This is a genomic window from Pseudomonas sp. Root562 (assembly GCF_001427125.1).
Taxonomy (GTDB): Bacteria; Pseudomonadota; Gammaproteobacteria; order Pseudomonadales; family Pseudomonadaceae; genus Aquipseudomonas.
Window position 1 is genome coordinate 57,389 of sequence record NZ_LMGK01000002.1, and the last position, 21,100, is coordinate 78,488.

21 protein-coding genes and 1 pseudogene are annotated in these 21,100 nt (G+C 58.5%); 7 read left to right on the forward strand and 15 right to left on the reverse strand.

The features are described from left to right. Nucleotides 1-204 precede the first annotated feature (204 nt). Nucleotides 205-1,557, reverse strand: a complete 1,353-nt coding sequence (locus ASD60_RS03145) for a GntP family permease (RefSeq protein WP_056852594.1) — start codon at nt 1,555-1,557, stop codon at nt 205-207. A gap of 83 nt (nt 1,558-1,640) precedes the next feature. Further along, nucleotides 1,641-2,174 (reverse strand): gluconokinase, encoded by a 534-nt coding sequence (locus ASD60_RS03150; RefSeq protein ID WP_056852595.1) that lies wholly within the window; start codon nt 2,172-2,174, stop codon nt 1,641-1,643. 215 nt (nt 2,175-2,389) lie between these two features. Between ASD60_RS03150 and ASD60_RS03155 the strand changes: the two genes are divergently transcribed. Continuing rightward, on the forward strand, nt 2,390-3,421 hold the full coding sequence (locus tag ASD60_RS03155) for a LacI family DNA-binding transcriptional regulator (protein ID WP_056852596.1): 1,032 nt from the start codon (nt 2,390-2,392) through the stop codon (nt 3,419-3,421). 154 nt (nt 3,422-3,575) lie between these two features. Here ASD60_RS03155 and ASD60_RS03160 read toward each other — a convergent pair whose 3' ends face one another. Continuing rightward, a complete protein-coding gene (locus tag ASD60_RS03160) occupies nt 3,576-3,824 on the reverse strand; it encodes a DUF6124 family protein (protein ID WP_056852597.1) in 249 nt (82 codons plus the stop codon). 422 nt (nt 3,825-4,246) lie between these two features. On the opposite strand from ASD60_RS03160, the gene ASD60_RS03165 reads away from it, so the two are divergent. Then, a complete protein-coding gene (locus tag ASD60_RS03165; RefSeq protein ID WP_056852598.1) occupies nt 4,247-4,882 on the forward strand; it encodes a glutathione S-transferase family protein in 636 nt (211 codons plus the stop codon). Between the two features lie 170 nt (nt 4,883-5,052). Next, nucleotides 5,053-5,616: a hypothetical protein gene (locus ASD60_RS03170; protein WP_056852599.1), complete on the forward strand. Its 564-nt coding sequence runs from the start codon at nt 5,053-5,055 to the stop codon at nt 5,614-5,616. A 58-nt stretch (nt 5,617-5,674) separates the two neighbouring features. Here the strand turns inward: ASD60_RS03170 and ASD60_RS29740 are convergent, their stop codons facing one another. The 6 genes and pseudogenes from ASD60_RS29740 to ASD60_RS03195 form a co-directional block, all read right to left on the reverse strand. Then, the gene (locus ASD60_RS29740; protein WP_412071935.1) at nt 5,675-6,214 is read right to left on the reverse strand and encodes a methyl-accepting chemotaxis protein; all 540 of its coding nucleotides are present in this window, start codon (nt 6,212-6,214) and stop codon (nt 5,675-5,677) included. Between the two features lie 9 nt (nt 6,215-6,223). Then, nucleotides 6,224-6,994: pseudogene (locus tag ASD60_RS29745) on the reverse strand (PAS domain-containing protein); the annotation flags it as partial. Nucleotides 6,995-7,586: 592 nt separating this feature from the next. Beyond that, nucleotides 7,587-8,600, reverse strand: coding sequence for an ABC transporter substrate-binding protein (locus ASD60_RS03180; protein ID WP_056852601.1), 1,014 nt, complete (start codon nt 8,598-8,600; stop codon nt 7,587-7,589). Next, the gene (locus ASD60_RS03185) at nt 8,597-9,139 is read right to left on the reverse strand and encodes a sigma-70 family RNA polymerase sigma factor (RefSeq protein WP_056852602.1); all 543 of its coding nucleotides are present in this window, start codon (nt 9,137-9,139) and stop codon (nt 8,597-8,599) included. Before ASD60_RS03185 ends, ASD60_RS03180 begins: the two co-directional genes overlap by 4 nt. A 118-nt stretch (nt 9,140-9,257) precedes the next feature. Continuing rightward, complete coding sequence (locus tag ASD60_RS03190) at nt 9,258-10,049, reverse strand: phosphate/phosphite/phosphonate ABC transporter substrate-binding protein (protein ID WP_056852603.1); 792 nt, start codon at nt 10,047-10,049, stop codon at nt 9,258-9,260. 133 nt (nt 10,050-10,182) lie between these two features. Continuing rightward, nucleotides 10,183-11,124: a fatty acid desaturase gene (locus ASD60_RS03195; protein WP_056852604.1), complete on the reverse strand. Its 942-nt coding sequence runs from the start codon at nt 11,122-11,124 to the stop codon at nt 10,183-10,185. A gap of 330 nt (nt 11,125-11,454) precedes the next feature. Between ASD60_RS03195 and ASD60_RS03200 the strand changes: the two genes are divergently transcribed. Continuing rightward, nucleotides 11,455-11,886: a GNAT family N-acetyltransferase gene (locus ASD60_RS03200; RefSeq protein ID WP_056852605.1), complete on the forward strand. Its 432-nt coding sequence runs from the start codon at nt 11,455-11,457 to the stop codon at nt 11,884-11,886. 8 nt (nt 11,887-11,894) lie between these two features. Here the strand turns inward: ASD60_RS03200 and def are convergent, their stop codons facing one another. The 3 genes from def to ASD60_RS03215 form a co-directional block, all read right to left on the reverse strand. Beyond that, entirely contained in the window at nt 11,895-12,434 is a 540-nt protein-coding gene (def, locus tag ASD60_RS03205; RefSeq protein WP_056852606.1) for a peptide deformylase, read from the reverse strand. A gap of 2 nt (nt 12,435-12,436) precedes the next feature. Next, nucleotides 12,437-13,393: a YihY/virulence factor BrkB family protein gene (locus tag ASD60_RS03210; protein ID WP_056852607.1), complete on the reverse strand. Its 957-nt coding sequence runs from the start codon at nt 13,391-13,393 to the stop codon at nt 12,437-12,439. Nucleotides 13,394-13,568: 175 nt separating this feature from the next. Then, entirely contained in the window at nt 13,569-13,760 is a 192-nt protein-coding gene (locus tag ASD60_RS03215) for a CsbD family protein (protein ID WP_056852608.1), read from the reverse strand. A gap of 200 nt (nt 13,761-13,960) precedes the next feature. On the opposite strand from ASD60_RS03215, the gene ASD60_RS03220 reads away from it, so the two are divergent. Next, the gene (locus tag ASD60_RS03220) at nt 13,961-14,338 is read left to right on the forward strand and encodes a hypothetical protein (protein ID WP_007990351.1); all 378 of its coding nucleotides are present in this window, start codon (nt 13,961-13,963) and stop codon (nt 14,336-14,338) included. Between the two features lie 265 nt (nt 14,339-14,603). Here ASD60_RS03220 and fadD1 read toward each other — a convergent pair whose 3' ends face one another. Then, on the reverse strand, nt 14,604-16,301 hold the full coding sequence (fadD1, locus tag ASD60_RS03225) for a long-chain-fatty-acid--CoA ligase FadD1 (RefSeq protein WP_056852609.1): 1,698 nt from the start codon (nt 16,299-16,301) through the stop codon (nt 14,604-14,606). Nucleotides 16,302-16,685: 384 nt separating this feature from the next. Beyond that, entirely contained in the window at nt 16,686-18,374 is a 1,689-nt protein-coding gene (fadD2, locus tag ASD60_RS03230; RefSeq protein WP_056852610.1) for a long-chain-fatty-acid--CoA ligase FadD2, read from the reverse strand. 244 nt (nt 18,375-18,618) lie between these two features. On the opposite strand from fadD2, the gene ASD60_RS03235 reads away from it, so the two are divergent. Beyond that, the gene (locus ASD60_RS03235; protein WP_056852611.1) at nt 18,619-19,563 is read left to right on the forward strand and encodes an alpha/beta hydrolase; all 945 of its coding nucleotides are present in this window, start codon (nt 18,619-18,621) and stop codon (nt 19,561-19,563) included. Nucleotides 19,564-19,604: 41 nt separating this feature from the next. Then, nucleotides 19,605-20,075, forward strand: a complete 471-nt coding sequence (locus ASD60_RS03240; protein WP_056852612.1) for a MaoC family dehydratase — start codon at nt 19,605-19,607, stop codon at nt 20,073-20,075. Nucleotides 20,076-20,230: 155 nt separating this feature from the next. On the opposite strand, the gene ASD60_RS03245 is transcribed toward ASD60_RS03240, so the two are convergent. Continuing rightward, nucleotides 20,231-21,094, reverse strand: a complete 864-nt coding sequence (locus tag ASD60_RS03245; RefSeq protein ID WP_056852613.1) for an efflux RND transporter periplasmic adaptor subunit — start codon at nt 21,092-21,094, stop codon at nt 20,231-20,233. Nucleotides 21,095-21,100 lie beyond the last annotated feature (6 nt).

Genomic DNA, 21,100 nt, shown 5'->3' on the forward strand with positions numbered 1-21,100 from the left:
GAGCAAGCTCCCTCGCCACAAATGCATCGTCTGACAGAAATTTCTTTCACCCACAAAAAAACCGCAGCGATGCGGTTTTTTTGTGCCTGATCGTTCCCACGCTCTGTGTGGGAATGCATCCCGTGACGCTCCGCGTCACAGTGGACGCAGAGCTTCCATGGCAACATTCCCTAGCGGAGCGTGGAAACGATCAGTGCAGTGTGTTTAGACGAACAGCGACAACAACAGAATAAAGCCCAGGCCCACCACCGACAGGATGGTTTCCATCGCGGTCCAGGTCTTGAAGGTTTCGGCCACGGTCATGTTGAAGTACTGCTTGACCAGCCAGAAACCGGCGTCGTTCACGTGGGACAGGATCAACGAACCGGCACCGGTGGCCAGCACCAACAACTCGCGGTTCACGCCCGGGATCATTCCTACCACCGGTACCACGATGCCCGCGCCCGTGATGGTCGCCACTGTCGCCGAACCGGTTGCGATACGGATCACCGCTGCCACCAGCCAGGCCAGCAGGATCGGCGAGATCTGTGCGTTCACCGCCATGTGGCCGATCACGTCGCCCACACCACTGGTCACCAGCATCTGCTTGAAGCCACCACCGGCACCGATGATCAGGATGATCGCGGCGGTCGGTGCGAGGCTCGCATCCAGCCATTTCATCATTTGGCTGGAACCGATGCCCTGCTTGTAGCCAAAGGTATACAGCGACAGCAGCAACGCCAGCAGCAATGCCGAAATCGGGTGACCGATCAGGTCCATGAAGGCGCGGAAGATGTTGCCATCCGGCAGCACGACGTCGGCGAAGGTCTTGAGCAGCATCAGGAACACCGGCAGCAGCACGGTCACCAATGTGATGCTGAAGCTCGGCAATTCAGTTGTGTCTGTTTCGCGGGCCAGTTGATCCACCAGTTCCTGGTTCGGATGACCGGGAATGTGCTTGGCAATGAACGTACCGAAGATCGGGCCGGCAATGATCGCCGTTGGCAGCGCCACGATCAGACCATAAAGAATGGTTTTACCGATGTCGGCACCGAACACGCCGATAGCCAGCAGCGGGCCCGGGTGCGGCGGCACCAGGCCGTGGACCGCCGAGAGGCCGGCCAGCAGCGGGATACCAATCTTGATGATCGAAACGCCGGTGCGACGGGCAACGATGAACACCAACGGAATCAGCAACACGAAGCCGATTTCGAAGAACAGCGGGATGCCCACCAGGAACGCGGCGAACATCATTGCCCACTGCACTTTGTCCTTGCCGAACGCGCGGATCAGGGTCTGGGCAATCTGGTCTGCCCCGCCCGACTCGGCCATCATTTTGCCGAGCATGGTGCCCAGCGCCAGGATGATACCGACGAAACCGAGCACACCACCGAAGCCGTCCTGGAACGCCTTGATGATGGTGCCGATCGGCATGCCGGAGGTCAGCCCGAGGAAGGCGGCGGCAATGATCAGGGCAAGAAAGGGGTGCAACTTGAACTTGGTGATCAGGACGATAAGCCCGATCACCGTGACCACTGCATCGAGCAGCAGGAACGTCTCGTGGGACATGCCAAACATTAGGGGTGTCTCCTGGTTGTTGTTGTTATTAAAGCGGGTAATTCAAAAGCCATAAGGACAGCGCTATCTCTGCAAGCAAAAAATTAACCGGCGCGCTTCAAGCCATGTTCAAGCCACCAGTGGTGTGCCTGGACAGCCAGTTCATCGACGCTGTGATTCGACGCATCGAGGGCCAGGGTCAATGGCTCGCCGACGGGGGATTCGAGGGTGGCGAACTGGCTGTCGATCAAGGTCGACGGCATGAAATGGCCCGGCCGGTGGGAAACGCGGTCGGCGGCGACTTCGGGGGTCAGTTCAAGGAACACGAAGCCCAGGCCCGGCAAGGCGCTGCGCAAGCGTTCGCGATAGATGTGCTTGAGCGCCGAACAGGTCAACACCGGGCGCTGGCCCTTGGCGTCAATGCGGCGCAATTCATCGCACAGGCTGTCGAGCCAGCCGGCACGGTCTTGATCGTCCAGGGGGATACCCGCGCTCATCTTTTCGATATTGGCGGCTGGGTGGAAAGAGTCGCCTTCAATGGCAGTGGCGCCGCTCAGTTGGCACAGAGCTTCGCTGACGCACGTCTTGCCGCAACCGGCAACGCCCATGATGACCAGGGCGGTGATGGGATGATTCATGTAACACCTCAGCGCGCAGACAGCGCTACCTTTGCAAGCTATGACACTCGAACAAAAGCAGAAGTTGCCGACGCCTTTCTTGTCATTTTATGGGTTGCAGCATGTTCGTTCCCAATGCCAAAAAGCGAGGATCAGGCGAACCCCCGCTCACGCATTTGCAGCTGCATCGAGACAGCGCTACCTTAGTGCCTTGAATTTTGTTTGGCAAGCCGTCGATGAATCCAACTAAAAACGATAAAAATACCCGCACCACTGGCCGCCCTACCCTGAATGAAGTTGCCCGCCTGGCCGGTGTCAGCCCGATCACTGCTTCGCGTGCCCTGCGCGGCGTCAGCACCGTGGCTACCGAACTGGTGGAAAAAGTCCAGAAAGCGGCACTTGAGCTCAACTATGTAGTCAACCCTGCCGCCCGTGCCCTGGCGTCGGCGCAGAGCCATTCGGTGGTGGTGCTGGTGCCGTCATTGTCCAACCTGCTGTTCATCGACACCCTGGAAGCCATTCATCAGGTTTTGCGCCCCAAGGGCTTCGAAGTGCTGATCGGCAACTTCCACTATTCCCGCGACGAAGAAGAAAACCTGCTGCGCAATTACATGGCCTATCAGCCACGCGGTTTATTGTTGACCGGGTTCGACCGCACCGAAAGCTCGCGACGGATGATCGAAGCCAGCAACATTCCCTGCGTGTACATGATGGAGCTGGACAGCGCCGCCGGGCTTAACTGCGTCGGCTTTTCGCAACTGGCCGCCGGTGAAACGGCCGCCGAGCACTTGCTGTCCCGCGGTCGCAAGCGCCTGGCGTACATCGGCGCGCAACTGGATCAACGCACCTTGCTGCGCGGCGAGGGTTTCCGTCGCGCCCTGCAAAAGGCCGGTTTGTACGATCCCGCCCTGGAAGTGCTGACCCCGCGTCCGTCTTCCGTAGGCCTGGGTGGCGAATTGTTCTTGCAGATGATCGCCAGCCACCCGGATGTCGATGCGATCTTCTTCGGCAACGACGACCTGGCCCAGGGCGCGCTGCTCGAAGCGATGAGACACGGGATCAAGATCCCCGAACAAGTGGCGATCCTCGGCTTCAACGACCTGCCCGCATCCGCGCACATGGTCCCGCGCCTGAGCAGCATCAGCACCCCACGAGAAGCCATCGGCCGCCGCGCGGCAGAGCAGATGCTGACGCTGATGGCCGGCAACACCGTGGCCAGGCCGGTGCAGGATATGGGCTTTGAGCTGAAGGTGCGTGAGAGTACATAAGCACGACTCAACCGCAGTGAAGTGAGATTTTGTGGCGAGGGAGCTTGCTCAGTTCGGCGGCGAAGCCGTTGCAATGTAGATAGAACGCATCCGCTGATATTGGGAGCGCTTCGCACTCCAGCGCGAGCAAGCTCCCTCGCCACAGATTCGGCGATCAATCCTGCGGATCGAGGTTATCCAGCACGCGATTCACCGCCAGTTCCGCCAGCATGATGATCTGTGCGATCGCCAGCGCCGTGTTGCGCTGGCTGCCTTCCAGAAACGTAGCAAAGTCATTGGTCATCACACTCGCCGAGGCCAGTGATTCGCAGGCGTGCGCCAACAGCGTTTCGTTATTGATGTCTGGAGCGATGAAGAACATCGGGCTGGGACAGCGCGGAGGGTTGGGAGTGGGTTTGAACATGGCAATACTCCTAGAGTAGTGGAGCTGCCACGATTCGCTGCTAGACGAAAACAGGGTGGCAGCTGTACGCGGGCTAGCAGACCAGGACTCTAGAACCCGGTAGACCCGAAGGTCTTCCCGCGCACGGCCGCCATAACGTGAACTGGCGGGCAGATCACGATGGGTGGACGTCATGCGTCTAAAGTATCCAGGCTGCTAGACCCGATCGCTGAATTTGCAGCGATACGGAACAATAGAGTCCGGATACCAAGCACACAAGTCGGCGGATTCTGGCGTAGCTGTAGGCAAATATGCAAGAAAACCAACTTCGCAGAAACGATCTGAAATCCATTGCCTACAGACTTTTCCCACGCGCTTGATGTCGACCGCTGCCAGGCTCACTATGATTTCCCGACGCCTTGATTCGCTGACGGAGTAGCAATATGGATCACACACTGAAAATTCTCGGTAAAGCCTCGTCGATCAACGTCCGCAAGGTGCTGTGGACCTGCGAGGAACTGGGGCTGTCCTTTGAGCGCGAGGATTGGGGCAGCGGTTTTGCCTCGACCCACAGCCCCGAGTTCCTCAGGTTCAACCCGAACGCCCAGGTTCCGGTGATCATCGATGAAGCCGGGGTGTTGTGGGAGTCCAATACCATTTGCCGCTACCTGGCCGGCAAGCACCAACACCACCATGAATTACTGCCCGGCGAACCGGCCGCCCGCGCCCGGGTGGAGCAGTGGATGGACTGGCAGGCCACTGATCTCAATTCATCCTGGAGCTACGCGTTCATGGCGCTGGTGCGCAAGGACCCGGAATACAAGGACGCCCATCGCATCGAAGTCGGCGTGCGTGGCTGGAACCAGAAAATAGCCATCCTCGAACATCAACTCGTGACCACCAAAGCCTATGTCGCTGGCGCGCGGTTTACCCTGGCCGATATTGTCATCGGCCTGTCGATCAACCGTTGGCTGATGACGCCGATGGAACGCCCCGATTACCCGGCCATCGATGAGTATTTCAAACGTCTGGCGCAACGCCCCGGCTTCCTCAAGCATTGCTGCAACGGCTTGCCTTGAGCACGCGATCTGGGCGGTAGGGCTCTGCCGCCCAGCGGCAAGGCCTTACCGCAAACACGTTTACCCGCTGCAAGAAAAATACATAACGCACTGAATTATTTAGCTTTAAATGTTCAGGCACAGACTTTGCTCAGCGCACCTCACCACAAACACCTACAAGGTCTCTCCTTATGTTGGTCAGTGCAAAGTCAAACCTGGTCACACCACTCCCCAAACGTCCTGGTGAAGATCCAACCGCTGAAGCCGCCGCCGGTCTGCAAAGCGTCATGACTCAAGCCCTGCAAAACAACGTGCAGGCACAAACCGCGCAAACCGACACGCAGGTTCAGGAATCAGCGACCCAGATCGCGACGCAACAGGTCAGCGAGGCCGCCAAAGTGAGCGACAACGTCGATGAAGCGTTCGCCAAGACCCGGGTGAATCTGCAAGCGGTCTACGCGCCACTGCCGGATGACATCAAGGACCGTTTCAAGGGCGGTTCGGCTACGGATGAGTTCAAGGACTACATGAGCAAAACGCCGGAGCAGCGCCTGCGTGATGCGATCCTTCAGGAGATGGGGCTGACTCAAGAGGAGGTAGACGCCATGCCCCCGGAGAAACAGCAAGCGATCGGTGAAGAGATCGCCCAGCGCATGGAAGACAAGAGGAAGATGGCGCAGGCCGAGGAAGCCAACGAACGTAACCACGACAGGCCGGGCGCCGAGGCCGTGGACAAACTCATCGCTGCGCTTTAAGGCATTGCACGAGATAAAGAAGGGTCCCTCTACCGGGACTCTTCTTTATTTGTTGCTCTTAATTCAACTGCAAGGTCGAGTTGAATTGACTGATCGCATCCACCACGTGTCGCGACCCTTGCTGAATTTCCAGGATCACCTCCCCCGCCTCGTTCGCCAATTCCACACCGAGCCCCGTTCGACTCAAGCTCGACTGCATGCTCGACACGGCACTCAATGACAAATCGTGGTTCTTGCGCACCACGTCGACAATCTCCAGCGTCGCCTGACTGGTGCGGGCGGCAAGGCTGCGCACTTCATCGGCCACGACCGCAAAACCCCGCCCATGCTCACCGGCGCGGGCGGCTTCGATGGCGGCATTGAGCGCCAGCAAATTAGTCTGATCGGCAATGCCACGGATGGTCTGCACGATAGTGCCGATGATGTCCGACTGTTTGCTCACCGCGTCGATACTCAGCGCGGCCTGATTCAGATCCCGGGAAATGTCCTGGATGATCTGCACCGTTTGCTGCACCACCTCGGAACCTTTGCGTGCGCAGGCGTCGTTTTGCACGGAAGTGCTATGGGCCGATTCAGCAGCGGTTTGCAGCGTGGTCATCTGGTGGGTGATGTCGCTGGCGAACTTCACCACCTTGTACAACCGCCCTTTGGTGTCGAACAACGGGTTGTAGGACGCTTCGAGATAAATCGTCTGACCCTGCTTGTTCTTGCGCTCGAATCGGTGCGAGTGATATTCGCCGCGATTCAGCGAAGCCCAGAACGCCTTGTAACTTGCCGATTCGGCTTCGGCCCGGTGACAGAACAGACTGTGATGCTGCCCGATCACTTCGTTGAGCGAGTACTGCATGGTTTTCAGGAAGTTTTCATTGGCGGTGATCACTCGCCCGTCGGGGGTGAACTCGATCACCGCCATGGAGCGACTGATAGCTGCCAGCATGCTCTCGTTTTCGTGTTCCTTGTTGACTCTGGCCGTAATGTCGGTGGCGACCTTGATCACGCTTTTGACTTGCCGATCGGGGCCAAACACCGGCATGTAACTGGCTTCGAGCCAGATTTCGTTGCCGTTCTTGTTCAGACGCAAAAAGGTGCCGCTGACCGGTTCGCCACGGGCCAGATCACGCCACAACTTGGCGTACTCCTCGCTACGGTAAAACGCCTCTTCGCAAAACACCCGATGGTGCTTGCCGCGAACTTCTTCTGCGCTGTAACCCATGACGCCGCAAAAGTTTTCATTGGCGTCGAGGACGATACCCTCCGGGGTGAATTCAATCATCGCCATCGAACGACTGACGGCCGCCAACTTGGCATTGGCCTCGGTCAGTGCGCAACTGAAACGCTCGATCTCCAGCAGGTCAGCCTTGTGATGTAGGTTGAACATGGTCTTATCACCCTATTGCTTGCGCGGTCTTTTGAATTATTGAAAGTTGCTGGTCTTTCAAATCCACCACTACGTTCCACAGAACAGGCACACGCGCCCCTCCAAAAGAGGAAGGACCAGTCAGGTGATTAATGATGTTCAATCGGAGGGTCCTGGCGCGACACTCTCATCAAGACATCCTTCTCTTGATAACCCGCAGGCGGGTCAACCCTAACGTGCTCATAACGAAATTCCCTTTCCACAACAGCTCCATTGAATGCATCGGTGCCTTGGATTGCGCACTCTGGGAGTCACCGCGTCGTTGCGGTCGACATGGTTAGTTACACGAGAGCATAGACAGACGAGTGAGGCTTGCAAGGCCACTAGTCGGCCAGCATTGGGTACAAAATCGGTTCAGCGTCAGGCGAAGACCTAGGAGGGAGCGATGACAGGCAAGGCTTGATCAGCGGGGGCGAATGGGCGTGAGTCTTGGGATTGATTGCGAGCAGCCTCGCTCCTGAAGGAGATCTGCGGTGATCAACATTTTTGTGAACACCGGGAAACACTGTAGGAGCGAGCCTGCTCGCGATGGCTATCTACCGTCACCCCGAAACTACAAACTGGCACTCACTTTCGTAGCCACCTCACCCGGCACCCAACCCTTCCAAACCTGCGGCTGTTCACGCAAAAACGCTTCGGCGACTTCACGGGGTTTCTGGCGTTTTTCACTCATCTGCCCCAGCGTCTGGTTGAGCAGATCAATCGGCAAGTCGACTTTTTCGAAAAACGCCACCAGGTCGGGATACTGCGCCTTGAACGGTGCCGATACGCCAATGGCCAGGCTGGCCGGCATCGAGCGCGTACCTATGGGGTTTGGGTTACTGGCGTCGGCCAGGGTTTTCCAGGCTTCGGCGTCGAACGGCGGCTCGTCGAGTTTCACCAGTTTGAAGCGACCTAACAGCGGCGTTGGCGACCAGTAATAGAACAACACCGGTTTGCCTCGACGAATCGACGACGCCACTTCGGCATCCAGCGCCGCGCCGGAACCGGTGCGGAAATTGACGAAACTTTCGCTCAGGCCGTACGCCTTGAGTTTCTGGCTGTTGACGATCTCCGAGGTCCAGCCCGTAGGGCTGTTGAGGAAGCGGCCACGCCTTGGGTCTTCCGGATCGCGGAACACATCTTTGTACTGGGCCAGGTCGGCCACCGACTTCAGCTCCGGCGCCAGGGGTTTGATACCGCGTTCCGGGTCGCCCTTGATCACATACTCCGGCACCCACCAGCCTTCGGTGGCGCCCTTGACGGTGTCGCCCAGGCCGAACACTTTACCTTCCGCGGCAGCCTTGACCCACGCGGGGCTGCGTCCGGCCCATTCTTCGCCGATCACCTGGATGTCATTCTTCGCCAACGCGGCTTCAAGGCTGACGGTGCTGCCCGGCAGCGTGTCTGTCGGGTAGCCATAACCTTTCTCGACGATCAACCGCAGGATCTCGGTGATCAGGCTGCCGCTTTCCCAGGTGATGTCGCCAAAATGGATAGGTGCCGGTTTTTCCGTCGCAGGGGCCTGGGTGGCAAACAGGCTCAGGGCCAGCAGCGAACTGCCGAGCAGGGTTTTGATCGATCTCATGCGGACCTCTTGTTTGGCAGGGGGCGGTTCAGGGATTGATTGGCGCTGTGGCGGATGCACAGAGCCTCGGAGCGAGTCATGTAGACGCTGACCGAACGCAGGGAAATGCCCAGCTCGGCAGCGATTTGCGGGTAGGTCAGACCGTCGACCCGCGACAACAGAAAGGTCGCCCGAACGTTGTCGGGCAGACGCGACAGTGTGCGGTCAATGCTTTGCAGGGCCTGGGTCGATTGCGCCAGCTCTTCAGGTGAAGGCGATAACGGCGGATCCAGCTGCAATAAATGATCGGTGTGCCGGCGCTCAAGGTCGCGCCGTCGCCAGAGTTGATAAACCAGGCGTCGCGCAATGGTGGTTAGCAAGGCACGCGGCTCGCGGATGGCAAGCGGCTTCGGGGCTTCGAGCAATTGCACAAAGGCTTCGGCGGCGATGTCTTCGCAACCGCAACCCACGTGCTGGCGCAACCGTGCACAAAGCCAAGGATAATGCGTGCGGAACAGTCTGCTTATTACGTAATGATGGGAACGGTCGATGCCGGACATAGAGGCTCCAAGGTCTAGGGGGTCACTGGATGTCCGGTCATCCGGTGAGGTGATCCTAGCAATGGGCCTTATTCATTAACAATACTAAAAATGAATTTTTATATTACCGAAAAGAATATTAACGCAGTTGCCCGTATCCCAATGTCTCAGCTTCGCGTTGATAGTCGAGTATCACTTGATAGTCACCTTCACTGGCCGGCAACACTTCTCGCAAGCCAAGGACTTCAGCTACCTGCGGCAACTCGCCGAGGGCCTGATTCATCACGTGTCGAATCTTTTCCGCTTGCCCGGCGCAAAGGCTTGCTGCGGTGATGTAGGGCAAGGTCGGGCTGAAAGCGCTGCGAGCTACGACCCGCAAGCCAGCCACTTGCGCCTCGGCGTGACGGGCGAGAAAAGCGAAGGTCACACTGTCGATGGCCGCCAGATCAGCACGGTTCTGCTGTAACCAGCGCAAGCTTTCGCGATGACTGCCGCTGGTACCGACCGAGGCAAAAAACTGCCCGTCCCGATGCAGCGGCGCCAGACGATGACGCAACAGGTTCATGCCGCTGTTGGAGTCGTCGCCATTGATTACGCCACGGCTGCCTAGAAATTCCGGCAAGGTTCGTCGTCGATCGTCGGCGCGGCTCAACAACAGGCTGCAATGGTGGCCGCCGCTACTGTCCGGCAGCTCGTAACGCGGACGTCCCAGCACCCTGACCTTGCCACGCAAAGCCGTCATCAGCGGATAGCCGCAGGTTTGTGTCAACAGCAGTTGCGGGGATAGCCACAGGTCCATCAAGGACAGACTTTCGGCGCTGCGGCGAGTGACGCCCAGGTGTTCGACGATACGTGCCAGCCACTGTTCGTTGGCTTGTTGAACAGGCTCAGGAGCAACGTACATCAGTAATTCAGCAATCTGTTGAGTCATCAAAATCCTCCATACAACGAAGATCCCAAGCGAGCCTGCTCGCGATGGCTATGTCACATTCAACACATCTGTTGATTGGCCCAACGCTATCGCGAGCAGGCTCGCTCCTACAGGGTACAGAAGTGGCCTTACGTCAGTGAAACGGATGCAGCGGACTGTCGATCGCCCTCACCCCATGCTCACGCCAAAAATGGCCATAGCCCTGCACCAGAAACCCGCCGCTGCGCGCCAGCCATTGCTCGCGACGCATGCGGTAGACGCGGGGCAAGTCATACCAGGGCAGTCCCGGCAAATCGTGGTGCACCAAATGCAGGTTGAGGTTGAGGAACAGCCAGCGCCACGGCCAGGCCGCTTCATTGAGTACGGTGCGTTGCTCCGGTGCCGCATGCGGGCGGTGTTCATAGTAGGAGCGAATCATCGCAATCGACAGCGCCGGCACGCTGACCAGCAACAAGTAATGCCAGATCGGCAGCACGCTGAAGTGGGCGATAAACAGCAACATCAACAAGGTCACCGCGCCATGGCTGAGCCACATCGCCCAGGCTTGGCGATCGCCCTTTTTCAAGCGTTTCAGTTCATCCCGGGCCAGACCCAGCAGGGCAACTGGCGCTCCGAGCAGAAAGCGGCCGAGCATGGTTTTATTCAGCCAGTGCAGGCTTTTTTTCAACCAGGAGCTGCCTTGCCACTGCTCGGCACTCAGGTAGCGGCTTTCCGGATCGCGACCGGGAATGGTCAGGTTTTCGTCGCGGTGATGCAGCAAATGGCTGTCGCGATACAAGGTGTAGGGATACCAGACGGCGAACGGCGCATAGCCAAGGATTTTATTCAACAGCGGCCAGCGCGTCGGATGACCGTGCAGTAGTTCGTGCTGCACCGACAGCCACAACACCACCACGGGAATCAGCAACCCGGTACTCAACCACAAGCCCAGGGAGTGACTGGCCATCACGAGGGCGAACCACGCGCTGTAGACGCCAATCAACAGCAACCAGGTCGGCCACTCGGTGCGGGCGGTCAGGCGTTGGCGTAGCGTTTCGATTTCTTTTCGGTGGGCAGTATCGAAGTAATGAGGCATGGCGTTGCTCGGATCGGGGACCAATCCTCTTCTGTGCAACGACGCCTGGATTTCCTGCAGATTATTTTCAAACTGATCGCTCCCGCATTGCGCGGGAGCGAACGATCAGCGCAGGCTCAATGCCCGAACACATTGACCTTTTTGGCTTTTTTGTCGGCGCGTTTTTCAATAGCGGTTTTCGCCGGCTTTTTCTTGTCCGCTTTCTTTGAATCCATACCTTTGGACATGATGCGTACTCCACTCACAGGGGATGTGAGATCAGGTATACACCTATCTTTGCAGGTGCGTTCTTTTATAATCGCCCGCTTCGCGTACCGACAGTCCGAGACCATGCCCGACACCCGTTTCAGCCGACTCGATGAGCCGCTTTGGCCATTGATGAACAAGTTCTACCGCGCCCATCAATCGTCGATGAAAGCGGTTCGCGAGGCGCAATTGTGGGTGGCCCGGCGCGACGAAATCGTCGGGGCGTTGTGTTTGCGTCCGGTATCCGGCGGGCATTGGTTGACCGGCTTGTTCGTTGATCCGGCGTGTCGCGGGCAAGGCATCGCCGCAGGGTTGATCAGCGCGGCGGTAAAGGAGTGCGAACTGCCGGTATGGCTGTTCTGTCATCCCGACCTGCGTGGTTTTTATGAGCGCTGCGGTTTTACCTTTGACCCGCCAATGCCCTACGCGATGGTCGAGCGACTGAGCCGCTATGCGCGCAGCAAACCGATGATTGCCATGGGCCTGGCACCGGCGATCAGGGCTCGTTGCGCGTAAACGGTGGATCAATCGTCGGCGTTGGGATCGAGGTCCGGAAACATCACTTCGGTGAAGCCGAACTTGCTGAAATCGCTGATGCGCGACGGGTAGAGCCGGCCGATCAGGTGATCGCACTCATGCTGCACCACCCGCGCGTGGAACCCGGATGCAATGCGCACGATCGGCTCTCCCTTGGGGTCGAAACCTTCATAGCGGATCTGCTGGTAGCGATCCACCGCGCCACGCAAGCCGGGCACTGACAGGCAACCTTCGAAGCCCTCTTCCATCAGCGGGCTCAATGGCGTGATCAACGGGTTGATCAGTATCGTTTGCGGCACCGCCTCGGCGTCCGGGTAACGTTCGCTGTGCTCGAAACCGAAGATCACCAGTTGCAGGTCAACACCAATTTGCGGTGCAGCCAGGCCGACGCCACCCACGCTCTCCATGGTCTGGAACATGTCATCGATCAGTTGCCACAATTCGGGGCTGTCGAACATTTCGGCGGGCACCGGCGGAGCAATGCGCAGCAGGCGCTCATCACCCATTTTCAGGATTTCACGAATCATGGTCAGGTTTCGTCAATGGTCGGTTTGGGTTGTGAATGATCGCGGCCAAGTCCCGATACGTGCTGTTTTTCATGGACAGGGCCCTTCTCGCCGGCAACTTTCTCGCCAGGGTCCTTGCCCTCGCGGGACATGTGCTCGATCACCGCATTCATCTCCGCGCCGAGCAACAACACCGCCGCGGAAATGTAGAAGTACAGCAACAGCACGATGATCGCACCGATACTGCCATACATGGCGTTGTAGTTGGCGAACTCCTTGACGTACAAACCGAAGCCCAGCGACGCAATGATCCACACCACCACGGCCAGCACCGAGCCGGGGGTGATGAAGCGAAATTCCTGTTTGACGTCAGGCATGACGTAATAGATCAGCGCCACCGCGACCATCAACAGGATCACGATCACCGGCCAACGCGCGATGGTCCACAGGGTGACGATGAAGTACTCGAGGCCCACTTGCGAGGCGATCCAGCTCATCACTTGCGGCCCGAGTACCATCAGCGCGGCGGCGATCAGCAGCATGCCGGCGATGCCGACGGTGTAGATGATCGACAGGGGAAAACGCTTCCACGCCGGGCGACCTTCAACGACATCGTACGCCGCGTTCATCGCACTCATCATCAGCCGCACACCGGCCGAGGCGGTCCACAGCGCAATCACGATACCCACCGACAGCAATCCGCCCTTGGACTGCTGAAGCTGGTCGATGACCGGGTTCACCTGTTCCAGGGCCTGGGGCGGCAGCACCAGCTCCGATTGCAGGCGCAGCCAGGAAAAGAAATCCGGCAGGTGCAGGAAACCGATCAGGGCAATCAGGAACAGAATGAAGGGGAACAGCGAAAACAGCATTTGATAGGCCAGCGCCGAGGCATAGGTCGACATCTCGTCGTCGACGAACTCCGTGACCGTGCGCACCATCACACGGTGGATGGGCAGACCTTTCATGTCCGGGAAAATCATTAGCGTCTCCATTCGCCGCAATCAGGATGGGATGTAGTCATGGCGACTCAGGGGCCGTTTTCTTAGATCAAAGTAGCCTACCTGGCGACTTTGAAACAATTTCCTCAATCAAGTTCAGGCTGACACAAAAACGGCCATCTGTGGATGGCCGTTCGAGGCTTGTTCAAAGGCCGGATCAAGCCTTGTCGACACCTTTTTTCACGGCATCCTTGGCCTTGCCGACGGCTTGTTGAGCTTCGCCTTTCTTTTCTTGCACCACGCCTTCGGCGCGCATCTTGTCATTACCGGTGGCCTTGCCGACGCCTTGCTTGACGTTGCCGGCGGCTTCGTTGGCCATGCCTTTCACTTTATCGCTTGTGCTGCCCATGATGAATCTCCTGCGTGCGTTTCATTGGGAGGAAAGTGGTTACACAAGGTTGACCGAGGGCATTCGCGCGGAGTTTCATTTATTTTCCGCGCGACATTTCATCGTTCCATGCAGGTTGGGCTTTATGTTTGCCCGGCAACCCCCGAGAATGCGCAACGTATCGGCGCGTGGCGCTGAAGATCCAATACCGCAGGAATGTTATGAAACTCGATAAAAAGCAGGCCATTGCCCGCAGAAACCAGGAACTTGGTGGTGCTGTGCTTGGCGTCAACAACTGCCACTTCACCGAACTGAACCGCAACCGCAACATCTGGTGGTTCGATATTCCGGTGGCACGCCTGGCCGTGGGTCAGTACGAGTGGATTCACCTGCTGATGCACACCCCGGACACCGACGAACTGCTGCATTTGAAAGTGCCGACGGTGTTTTTGCGCGAGAAGCTCGAAGGCCTGGTGGTTCGCAATCAGGGCAAGCGCAAAGCGGCCCTGAGCCTGGAACTGAGTGCCGACAAGGACTCGTATCTGCAGGACATGCGTCCGGCAGGTACCAACGTCAACTTCGCACCGTTCCGCCAATAACTCCTGCCGCTTGCGGAGTAAAAGACTCCCGCGACAGAAAAGTTTTGCAAAGAAGAATCCAGCACCAACAAAAAGCCCCGCATTTGCAGTAATGCTGTTCAGTCAAGGAACATTGCCCTGTGGCGAGGGAGCTTGCTCCCGCTGGGGCGCGAAGCGGCCTTGAAAAGGCACTGCTGCGCAGCGCAGCGGGAGCAAGCTCCCTCGCCACAGGATGCTAACGTTCTCTTCAGTGAACAGCATCACCGCATTTGCGGGGCTTTTTGGTTTACGCGGCGTTCTTCGCCTTGAGCTTTTTCAGCTCCTCATCGCGCAGTTCCCGGCGCAGGATCTTGCCAACGTTGGTGGTCGGCAACGCGTCGCGGAACTCCACCGAACGCGGAACCTTGTAGCCAGTGACGTTGGCGCGCATGTGCTCCATCACCTGTTCCTTGGTCAGGGTCACGCCCGGTTTGGCGACGATGAAAATCTTGATCGCCTCACCCGACTTCTCGTCCGGCACGCCGATGGCCGCGCATTGCAGCACGCCCGGCAAAGTTGCCAGCACGTCTTCCAGTTCGTTCGGGTACACATTGAAACCGGACACCAAAATCATGTCTTTCTTGCGATCGACAATGCGCATGTAGCCGTCGGGCTGGATCAGTGCGATGTCACCGGTCTTCAACCAGCCTTCGCTGTCGAGGATTTCGTCGGTGGCTTCCTGGCGCTGCCAGTAGCCTTTCATGACCTGTGGGCCTTTTACGCACAGTTCGCCGATTTCGCCCATTGGCTGCTCGACACCGGCATCGTCGACGATTTTGCACAGGGTCGACGGTACCGGAATGCCGATGGTGCCGATCTGGATATTCTGGATCGGGTTGACCGTGGCCACCGGGCTGGTTTCGGTCATGCCGTAGCCTTCGCAGATGGCGCAACCGGTGACCGCTTTCCAGCGCTCGGCTGCCGCCAGTTGCAGCGCCATGCCGCCGGACAGGGTGACTTTCAGCGCGGAGAAGTCCAGCTTGCGGAAACCTTCGTTATTGCACAGGGCCACGAACAGAGTGTTGAGGCCAACAAAGCCGCTGAACTTCCACTTCGACAGTTCCTTGACCATCGCCGGCAAGTCGCGCGGGTTGCTGATCAGGATGTTGTGGTTGCCGATCAGCATCATCGCCATGCAATGAAAGGTGAAGGCATAAATGTGGTACAGCGGCAGCGGTGTGATCAGGATTTCGCAACCTTCGTTGAGGTTGGACCCCATCAGCGCCTTGCACTGCAGCATGTTCGCCACCAGGTTGCGGTGGGTGAGCATCGCGCCCTTGGCCACGCCGGTGGTGCCACCGGTGTATTGCAGCACTGCCACATCGCTGTTGGCCGGGTTCGCTTCCGCCACTGGCTGGCCCTGGCCCTTGCTCAGCACGTCGTTGAACTTGACGGCTTTTGGCAAGTGATAGGCCGGCACCATCTTCTTCACGTACTTGATGACGCTGTTGATCAGCAGGCGCTTGAGCGGCGGCAGCAGGTCGGCGACTTCGGTGACGATGACGTGCTTGACGCCAGTCTTGGGCACCACGATTTGCGCCAGGTGCGCCATGTTGGCCAGGCAGACCAGGGCCTTGGCACCGGAGTCGTTGAACTGGTGTTCCATTTCCCGTGCGGTGTACAACGGGTTGGTGTTGACCACGATCAGCCCGGCGCGGATGGCACCGAAGACGGCCACGGGGTACTGCAGGACGTTGGGCAGTTGCACGGCGATTCGATCGCCCGGCTGCAAATCGGTATGCTGTTGCAGATACGCGGCAAAGGCACCGGACAATTCGTACAGTTCACCGTAGGTGATTGTCTTGCCCAGGTTGCTGAATGCCGGCTTGTTGGCGAAGCGTTGGCAGGATTGCTTCAACACTGCCTGAATATTCGGATACTCGTCTGGATTGATGTCGGCAGCAATCCCAGCTGGGTACTTATCCTTCCAAAAGTCTTCGATCATGGAAGCCCACTCCTCAGCAACGCGAATTCAGCACCGCATTTGATGCGATTATTATTGGTGTTTGGTCATTGGTGAATCTGGCTGACAGAAGGCCGAGAAGTCACAAAGCGCGCCGAGAGTAGCAGCTTTGCCAAGGGTCGACTAGAGCCAAAAGCGGCCTCTACGGTCACAAATGTGACTCAAGAATGACAAACGGTCATTTTAGAGCAAAAAACCTATAACATCCTGAAAGCCACGGAATTCGGGGCTCTGGCGTACGCCGAAAAGCATCGCGGGCAAGCCCGCTCCCACAGGGTTCGCGTCGTACACAACGTGCGTGCACAACAGTGAATCTGTGGGAGCGTGGCTTGCCCGCGATCCGCGTGAAGCGCGGCCATTCAACAATCAGGCGATATCGCGCAACTCGCGCCGCAGAATCTTGCCCACCGGTGTCATCGGCAACGACTCACGCAGCACGATGTGCTTGGGCACTTTGTAAGCGGTGAAGTTTTCCTTGCAGTACGCCTTCAGCTCTTCAAGGCTGACCCCTGCCTCACGCGCCACCACAAACAGCTTGACCGCCTCACCGGAACGTTCGTCCGGTACCCCGATGACCGCACAGTTGGCAACTTTCGGGTGGGCCATGACCACGTCTTCGATCTCGTTCGGGTACACGTTGAAACCCGAGACAATGATCATGTCTTTCTTGCGATCGACAATGCGCACAAAGCCGTCCGGGTCGATCACAGCAATGTCGCCGGACTTGAACCAGCCCTCGGCGTCCAGCACCTCGGCGGTGGCCTCGGGTTTCTGCCAGTAGCCCTTCATGATCTGCGGGCCCTTGATGCACAGTTCGCCGCGCTCGCCCAAGGGCTGTTCGACCCCTTCATCATTGATCACTTTCAACGTGGTGCCCGGCACTGGCAGCCCGACCGTGCCGATGCGCGATTGGTCGCCGTACGGGTTGGTGCAGGCCACTGGCGAGGTTTCGGTCAAGCCGTAGCCCTCGGTGATGCGGCAACCGGTGAGCTGTTCCCAGCGTTCGGCAGTAGCCTTGACCAGCGCGGTGCCACCGGAGTTGGTGAGCTTGAGGCTGGAGAAATCCAGGGTCTTGAAATCCGCGTGATCCATCAGCGCAACGAACAGCGTGTTGAGCCCGAGCAACGCCGAGAAGCGCCAGTTTTTCAGTTCCTTGATGAAGCCGCCAATGTCCCGCGGATTGGTGATCAGCACGTTATGGTTGCCGGACACCATCATGCACATGCAATTGGCCGTAAATGCATAGATGTGGTACAGCGGCAGCGGCGCGATCATCACTTCCTGCCCTTCGCGCAACAGCGGCTGACCGTCGTTGCCGAACTGCTCCAGACAGGCCCGCACTTGTTGCATGTTCGCCACCAGGTTGCCGTGGGTCAGCATGGCGCCCTTGGCCAGCCCGGTGGTACCACCGGTGTATTGCAGCACGGCGATATCGTCGAGGCCGACTTTCAGCGGCTTGATGCCCAGGCCGCGGCCCATGCGTAACGCAGTCTTGAAGGAAATGGCCTGGGGCAAGGCATAGGCCGGGACCATTTTCTTCACCTTGCTCACAACCGTGTTGACCAGCCAGCCTTTGGCGGCGGGCATGAAGTCGCCCATTTTGGCTTCGATCAGGTACTGGATGTCGGTGTCGGGCAGGACTTCCTGGACCTTTTGCCCGAACATGTTGAGGTACACCAGTGCCCGGGCGCCGGAGTCCTTGAACTGGTGACGCATCTCCCGCGCGGTGTACAGCGGGTTGGTGTTGACCACGATCAACCCGGCACGCAACGCGCCGAACACGGCTACCGGATAATGCAGGACGTTAGGCATCTGCACCGCGATGCGATCCCCCGGCACCAGGTCGGTATGGGCTTGCAGGTAACCGGCGAACGCTGCGCTGTAGCGTTCCAGTTCGGCGTAGGTCAGGGTGATGCCCATGTTGCTGAACGCCGGGCGATCAGCGAATTTCTTGCAGGAACGTTCAAACACCTCGATGACCGACTTGTAGGCACCCGCGTCGATGTCCAGGGGTACGCCGGCCGGGCGCTTGTCATTCCAGAAATCAGGTTGCATTGTTCTTGTCCTCTTTACCTGAGCCTATCCGGGCCGCTTTTCTGTCATTTCTCTGTGATCCCTCAAAAAGCAGAAAGTGAAAAGCGGAGCTTCACGGACACTAGCAGTTATGGCCAATCAGGCAAATATGCGTCAACGCGTCATTGACCGTGTGAATCTTCCTGCCGTGGCGTGAGCTGATGCCGGCAGGATTTTGCGCTATACAATGCAACCACCCCGCGCCCATGCATGGAAAGGAATCGCCATGATCCACGACACGTTCTGGCTGACCACCAGTGACCGCAGCCGCCTCTTCGTCAATCAGTGGCTGCCCACGGGCAAGCTAAAGGCGGTGATCCTGCTGGCCCACGGCATGGCCGAACACAGTGGCCGCTATGCGCGCCTTGCCGAAAAATGCTGCGATCAGGGCTACGGCCTCTATGCACCGGACTTGCGCGGACATGGCAAAACTGCCGAAAACGGGACGCTCGGCCACTTCGCGGACAACGATGGCTGGGCCAAAGTGGTGGGTGACCTGGCCTGCCTGAATCAGCACATCGGCCAGCAGCATCCCGGTGTGCCGATCGTACTGCTCGGCCACAGCATGGGCAGTTACATCGCTCAAGGTTACCTGTTGCACCACAGCGCCAGCCTGCAGGGGGCCATTCTCAGCGGTTCGAACTTCCAGCCCGTGACGCTTTACCGAGCGGCGCGGCAGATTGCCCGCCTCGAACGCCTGCGCCAAGGCCCCAAGGGCCGCAGCGCGCTGATCGAATGGTTGTCGTTTGGCTCGTTCAATAACAAATTCAAACCGGTGCGCACCCGGTTCGACTGGCTCAGTCGCGATCCTTCAGAGGTCGACTTGTACGCCAATGACCCGCTATGCGGCTTCAGGTGTACCAATCAAATGTGGATCGATTTGCTCGGCGGGTTGCAGCAAATCAGCAAAGCGTCCAATCTCGCGCAGATCGATCCAGGCCTGCCAATGCTGGTGATTGGCGGTGAATGTGATCCGGTGAGCGAAGGCAAGCGTCTGAACGATCTGGCCGACGCCTTGCGCGAAGCCGGCAGCCAGAGCCTGCAACTGACGATTTATCCGCAGGCGCGGCACGAACTGTTCAACGAAACCAACCGCGATGACGTGATTGCCGACGTGCTGGGCTGGATCAACCAGACCCTGAGCAACCCCAGGCCACATCGAGCCGAATAGTTTTTTGTGAATTCTTTTATTCGTCACAGGAATTGAGACACATGACCCAGGTTACCAACACCCCTTACGAAGCCCTTGAAGTCGGCCAGACCGCCAGCTTCAGCAAGACGGTCGAAGAGCGCGACATTCAATTGTTCGCCGCGATGTCGGGCGACCACAACCCGGTGCACCTGGATGCCGAATACGCTGCCAGCACCATGTTCAAGGAGCGCATTGCCCATGGCATGTTCAGCGGTGCACTGATCAGCGCTGCGGTGGCTTGCGAACTGCCTGGGCCGGGCACCATCTACATCGGCCAGCAAATGAGTTTCCAGAAGCCGGTGAAGATCGGCGACACCCTGACGGTGCGCCTGGAAATCCTCGAAAAACTGCCGAAGTTCCGCGTGCGCATCGCCACCCGCGTATTCAACCAGCGCGATGAACTGGTGGTCGACGGCGAGGCGGAAATCCTCGCGCCGCGCAAACAGCAGAGCGTGACGCTGACCGAGTTGCCACCGATCAGCATCGGCTGACCTGTGGCGAGGGAGCTTGCTCCCGCTGGGGCGCGAAGCGCCCCCAACTCAGACACCTCAGTTCACCTGAACGAATGCGTTGGCAGGATTTGCGACGGCTGCGCAGCCGAGCGGGAGCAAGCGCCCTGGCCACAGGACAGCAGCACGAACACGAACTAGCGCTCACCCTCCTGCACCTGCACGCTCGCAGTCATTCCCGCACTCAAGTTGATCCCTTCGGGCACTTTGTCCAGCTTGATCCGCACCGGAATCCGTTGCGCCAGTCGCACCCAATTGAATGTCGGTTCCACCTCTGCCAGTAACTGGCCGTCCGGTGTGGTATTGCGATCGGTTATCCCGCGGCTGATGCTTTCAACGTGCCCCTGCAACGCTTCCCCGGCGCTCATCAACCAGACTTTCACCGGGTCGCCGACCTTGATCCGTGGCAGCTTGGTTTCTTCGAAATAAGCCTGCACGTAAAAGGTTGAATCATCGATCAACGCCATCACCGGTTGCCCGGCATTCACATAATTGCCTTGAGCCAGACGCAGGTTGGTGATGTGACCATTGCGCGGCGCATGGATCTGGCTGCGCGCCAGGTTGATCTCTGCGACCTTGGCCTCGGCCTGTGCTTCACGCAGTTCACCACGGGCGATACCGGCATTGATTTGTGCGTTTTCCCGCAGTTCGGCGCTGATCGCTTGCGGCCCGAGGCTGGCGCGGCGGCTGGCTTCGCGTTCACGCAGGTTCAGTTGTTGCTGGCGGGTTTGCACCACCGCCTGGGCTTTTTCCAGGGCGGCTTCGAAACGGTCGCGGTCGATACTCAACAACAGGTCCCCCGCCTTCACCTGCTGGTTATCGTAGGCCTTGAGCTCACGCACCCAGCCCGACACATCCGGCGCGATCACCACCACGTCGGCGCGAATACGTGCATCGCGGGTCCAGGGCGTGAGCATGTAGTACTGCCACAAATGCACGCCGGCAAATATCGCCACCGCCACCAGGCACAGGGTCAACGCGACACGTACGGGGGTACGCATATTCAG